This is a genomic window from Protofrankia sp. CiT1, assembly GCF_917627335.1.
In the GTDB taxonomy this organism is placed as follows: Bacteria; Actinomycetota; Actinomycetes; order Frankiales; family Frankiaceae; genus Protofrankia.
On record NZ_CAKJTP010000104.1, the window covers coordinates 11,320 to 16,074 of the forward strand.

Annotated in this window: 3 protein-coding genes; 2 read left to right on the forward strand and 1 reads right to left on the reverse strand. The window is 67.2% G+C overall.

The annotated features are described in order from the left end of the window. The coding region (locus tag MJ785_RS15535) for a phosphatidylglycerol lysyltransferase domain-containing protein (protein ID WP_239381481.1) at nucleotides 1-565 on the forward strand (565 nt) is incomplete at its 5' end. Nucleotides 566-674: 109 nt separating this feature from the next. Here MJ785_RS15535 and MJ785_RS15540 read toward each other — a convergent pair. Next, on the reverse strand, nucleotides 675-2,960 hold the full coding sequence (locus tag MJ785_RS15540) for a (Fe-S)-binding protein (protein ID WP_239308275.1): 2,286 nt from the start codon (nucleotides 2,958-2,960) through the stop codon (nucleotides 675-677). Between the two features lie 590 nt (nucleotides 2,961-3,550). Here MJ785_RS15540 and MJ785_RS15545 point away from each other — a divergent pair. Further along, nucleotides 3,551-4,755, forward strand: a 1,205-nt coding sequence (locus tag MJ785_RS15545) for a nuclease-related domain-containing protein (protein ID WP_239381483.1), incomplete at its 3' end; no start/stop codon positions are given.

The following is a 4,755-nucleotide window of genomic DNA, read 5'->3' on the forward strand; positions in this document are numbered from 1 at the left end:
AGCCGGCAGCGGCGACTCAGGCAGCGGCGACTCAGCCGGCGCTGGTTCGGGTGGCGCGCGGAACGTGGCCGGTCCGGAGAGCGCTGGAAATAATCCGCGGCTGCGGGCACTGCTGCACTTCGTCCCCTGGGGACACCGGGGCCTGTCACTGGACCTGATGGTGCGCGACCGTGCCGCGGACAACGGGCTGAACGACTTCCTGATCGTCTCAGCGGTCCGGGCCGCGGGCGGGCTGAACGTGGACCGCCTGTCCCTGAACTTCGCCTTCTTCCGGTCCGCGTTGGAGCGCGGGCAGCGGCTCGGTGCCGGGCCGGTGACCCGCCGTTTCCGCGGGCTGCTGGTCTTCCTCTCCCGCTGGTTCCAGATCGACAGCCTCTACCGGTTCAACGCGAAGTTCCAACCGCAATGGTCGCCGCGCTACATCTGCTTTCCAGCCAACCGCGATCTTCCACGTATCGCTCTGGCCATGCTCGAAGCCGAGGCCTTCCTGGTCTGGCCGCGACTCACGACCTTCCCGGCCACGCGCCGCCTGGCGCGGTTGGCCCATCGCCGCCCATCCTGCTGAGCGACGAGGCCCGAACGCGGAAAAGCCCGGAACGATGTGCATGGGGTGCTGTCAGCATGACAGCGGATCCACATCGTTCCGGGCGGCCTCACCTCAAGACGACGTCACATCAGCCGGGCCCGGATGCTCCCGCGCTGTCTGTCCCGCCAGCGGTGTCCGCCGCGACAGCGCCGCCCACCGTCGCCGTTGGGGGAACGCCCCCGGCCTGGACCGGCGCGGCCAACGAGCGGGCGAGCAGCTGGGAGACGTCCAGGACCTCGACGCCTTCCCTTGCCCCGCCGGACTGCTTCTTCTCGGTCACGGCATCGGTCAGCATGACGATGCAGAACGGGCAGGCCGTGGACACGATGTCCGGATCGAGCGCGAGCGCCTCGTCCACCCGTTCGACGTTGACCCGCTTACCGATCTTCTCTTCCATCCACATGCGGGCGCCGCCGGCACCGCAGCAGAAGCCGCGGTCCTTGCAGCGGTGCATCTCCTGGCTGCGCAGGCCGGGAATGCTGTCGAGGATCTCCCGTGGCGGGGTGTAGACCTGGTTGTGCCGGCCGAGGAAACACGGATCATGGTAGGTGACCGATGAGTCCACCGGCTGGACGGGGATGAGCCTCCCGTCCTCGACGAGCTTGCCGAGCAGCTGTGTGTGATGGATGACCTCATATGTCCCGCCGAGCGCCGGGTACTCGTTCGCGAGGCTGTTGAAACAGTGCGGGCAGGTGGCCACGATCTTCTTCGCGGACGCGGCGTTGAGAACCTCGATGTTGGCCTTGGCCATCTCCTGGTACAGGTACTCGTTACCGAGCCGGCGGGCCGGGTCGCCGGTGCAGGACTCGCTTGTGCCGAGGATGGCGAACGACACCCCGGCGGTGTGCAGCAGCTCGGCGAACGCCCGGGAGACCTTCTTGGCCCGGTCCTCGATCGCGCCGGCGCAGCCCACCCAGTACAGGTACTCGACATCGTCCGGAATGGCCGCACCATCGTCGAGCACCCGGACGTCGAATGCCAGCCCCTCGGTCCACTCCGTGCGGACCCGCGGCGAGACGCCCCACGGGTTGCCGTTGTTCTCCAGGTTGCGCAACATCACGCCGGCCTCGCTCGGGAAGGCCGACTCGATCATGACCTGGTAACGGCGCATGTCGATGATGTGATCGACGTGCTCGATGTCGACGGGGCACTGCTCGACGCAGGCGCCGCAGTTGGTGCAGGACCACAGGACGTCGGGGTCGATGACCCCGCCTTCCTCCTCGGTGCCGACGAGCGGTCGGTCGACCTGCGGTTGACCGGGCTCGGGAACCCGCCCGAAGCCCGACTCGGGTACATGGTGGGCAACGTGCTTCGTCGACGTTTCCGCCGAACCGCCGGTGGCCGCGCCGGCTGAGGCCGTGGCCTCCTCGCTGTCCCCAGCCGCCTTGGCCGCGAGCAGATACGGCGCCTTCGCGAACAGGTGGTCCCGAAGATCCATGATCAGAATCTTCGGCGACAACGGCTTGCCGGTGTTCCAGGCCGGGCACTGGCTCTGGCAGCGCCCGCACTCCGTGCAGGTGGAGAAGTCGAGCATGGCCTTCCAGGAGAAGTCCTCGACCTTGCCGACGCCGACGATCGGCTCGTCGGCCTCCATCAGGCTCTCGATGTCGGGGGTGCTGCCAAGCCGGCCGAGCGCCTTGGGCTCACGCTTGGTGATGACGTTGATCGGCGCAAGGAAGATGTGCAGGTGCTTGGAGTAGGCGACCAGCACCAGGAAGCCCATGATGATGGCGATGTTGAGCAGCAGGAAGACGGTCTCGATGTGCTCGTTGACCGACGTCGAGAAGACGTCCAGCGGACGGCTGACCAGGTAGGACGCGAAGGCCCACCTCGTGTCGCCCTGCGGGTGGGTGCCGGCGTTGAACTGGGCGCCCCGCAGGATCAGCAGGGTGACTATCACCGACGTGATCATTCCTAGGATGACCCAGGCCGGCCCCGTGTGCGAGCCGTAGAAGCGCGACCGGCGCTCGAGGCGGGCCGGCGCGTTGCGCAGCCGAATGATCGTAAAGGCCACGAGCCCGACGAGTACCGCCACCGCGAAGAAGTCCTCGACGAAGCCAACCACCGCCCAATGGCCGAACAGCGGTATGTGGAAGTGGTCGTCGAAGAGCGCGCCGAACGCCTCGATCACGGTCAGCATGAGGATCGTGAAGCCCCAGAAGGTGAAGGCATGCGCGAGCCCGGGGACCGTCCACTTCAGCAGTTTTCGCTGGCCGCCGACCTCACTGATCTCACTCCACAGACGCTCGGCCGCCCCGTCGAACCGGCCGGGAGCCGGTTGGCCCTGGCGGATCAGCCTGAACAACCAGTAAAACCGTCGTCCGGCCACCGCCAGAGCGACAACGGCGATCACTCCACCGACAGCGAGTCTCACACATCCTCCAGTCACTCCTACCGACGGTGGGAGCCTACTGCTACCAATCGGTAACTTGCTCACCGACCCAGGCAGTTGCCCACAAGACCGCTGCTTACCCTCCTCCACACACGGGCCACACGCAGCCCTTGGGCAACCCGGCCGGCACCGGCGGGACGCTCCGGCCAGCCCCGGCTCGGCGCTCAGCCTCCCCAACTGGGCAAAATAGCAATATCATATAACTATCTAGCGACAAAGCCGGGCCGGACCAACGTCCCCCCAACCACGGGAAACTTGGGCCGATTACAGTGATTCACTTGTCCCGGCGAGCCCAACGGTTGCAGGATGGATGCGGCCTGTAATACGCGTACGCGCTGCCGCGATGATGCTCGGCGCCTGGAAGAATTGTGATTACCAAGAAGCTCCGGCAGCAGGGCGTTCGATCAGACAGCGGCGTCCGGGCGGATGGATCGCGAGGCGGCGGAGGGAGACGCCGGAGGTGCTGGGCGTTGACCGAGGCGCCGCCCGACGCCGCGAGCCGGACAGTCCTATTGCCAGAGCCTCCAAGGCTCCGGACGACGTTGGCGACCTCACGATCCATGGTGGACACGATGGCGAGTACGACGAAGAGCCCGGCCAGGGGCCCGCTCAGAAGCCCGTTCGGAGGCGACCCGCGGGACCGGCCCGGCTACTCCCTCCAGATGGCCTACCAGCGTGCGCGGGAACAGCACGCGCGGATGCGGCGCGAGCGCCTCGCGTACACCGTGCCCCGCGCCGCGTTGCGTGCCTTCCCCATCGCCGCGGTATTCGCGGTCCTGGTCGCGTTGGGCCTGGGCCTGTCGACGTCCATCGCCGTGGGCGTGTTCCTGCTGATCGAGCTGGGCTGGCCACTGATCGTGATCGGCCGGTCGTTCGATCCGGTCCCCGAGATCGAGGCGCTGCGCGAAGGCGCCGAAGCCGAACGCAAGACGGCCAGCGCGATCAACCGGCTCCGCCGGTACGGATATGTGATCATGCATGATCGCAGCGTCCCCGGTTCAGCGGCGAGCGTCGGGCACCTTCTGGTCGGGCCGGGCGGAGTCATGGTGATCAAAAGTGATGCCTCCACCGGCACGGTGCGCTACGCCAAGGACGGGGGCAAGGACGGAGCCAAGGTCGACGGGCAGTCGCTCCGAAAGCCGCTCGACCTCACCAAATGGCTCGGCGACGAAGTGCGCGCCCGGACCCGCACAGCCACACCGATGATCAAAATTCCGGTGACGCCGATTCTCGCGATGGTCGAGGCAGGCGTTCTGTGGAGCGACGGAGCGGTCGAGGGTGTCACCGTCATCAGCTTGAAAGATCTCGTGTCCTACATCCGGGGACGGCCGGACAGGCTCAACCCGGCGGAGGTCACCAAGGTGCTCGCCGTCGTCCAGCGCCTGTTCCCGCCCTACTCCGCCAACCCGCCCACGGACGCCATCACCGTCGACCGCGACCAGTGGCTCATTCTGATGGACGCGCTGCGCACCATCCGTGAACGGGGCGGCGACGCGACCGACATGCTCGACCAACTAGCGAAGATCGAAAATGATCTCACGCAGCTCGCCGAAACGAGCGGCCAGTCCGGCATCCTGCCGATACCCACCAACGGCGCGGGCGACGGCGACGAGAACACCGGCGACGGCGACCTCATCAGCGAGCTCACGAGCATGGCAGAGGCCTCGCCCGGACGTCTCACCGACGACCCGTCAACAGGCCGGCGGCGCGGGCGGGTGCTGGCCGCTGTTCGCCCGCTACGGTCGGTCCCGCGCCAGACCCACTATGACGATGGGGA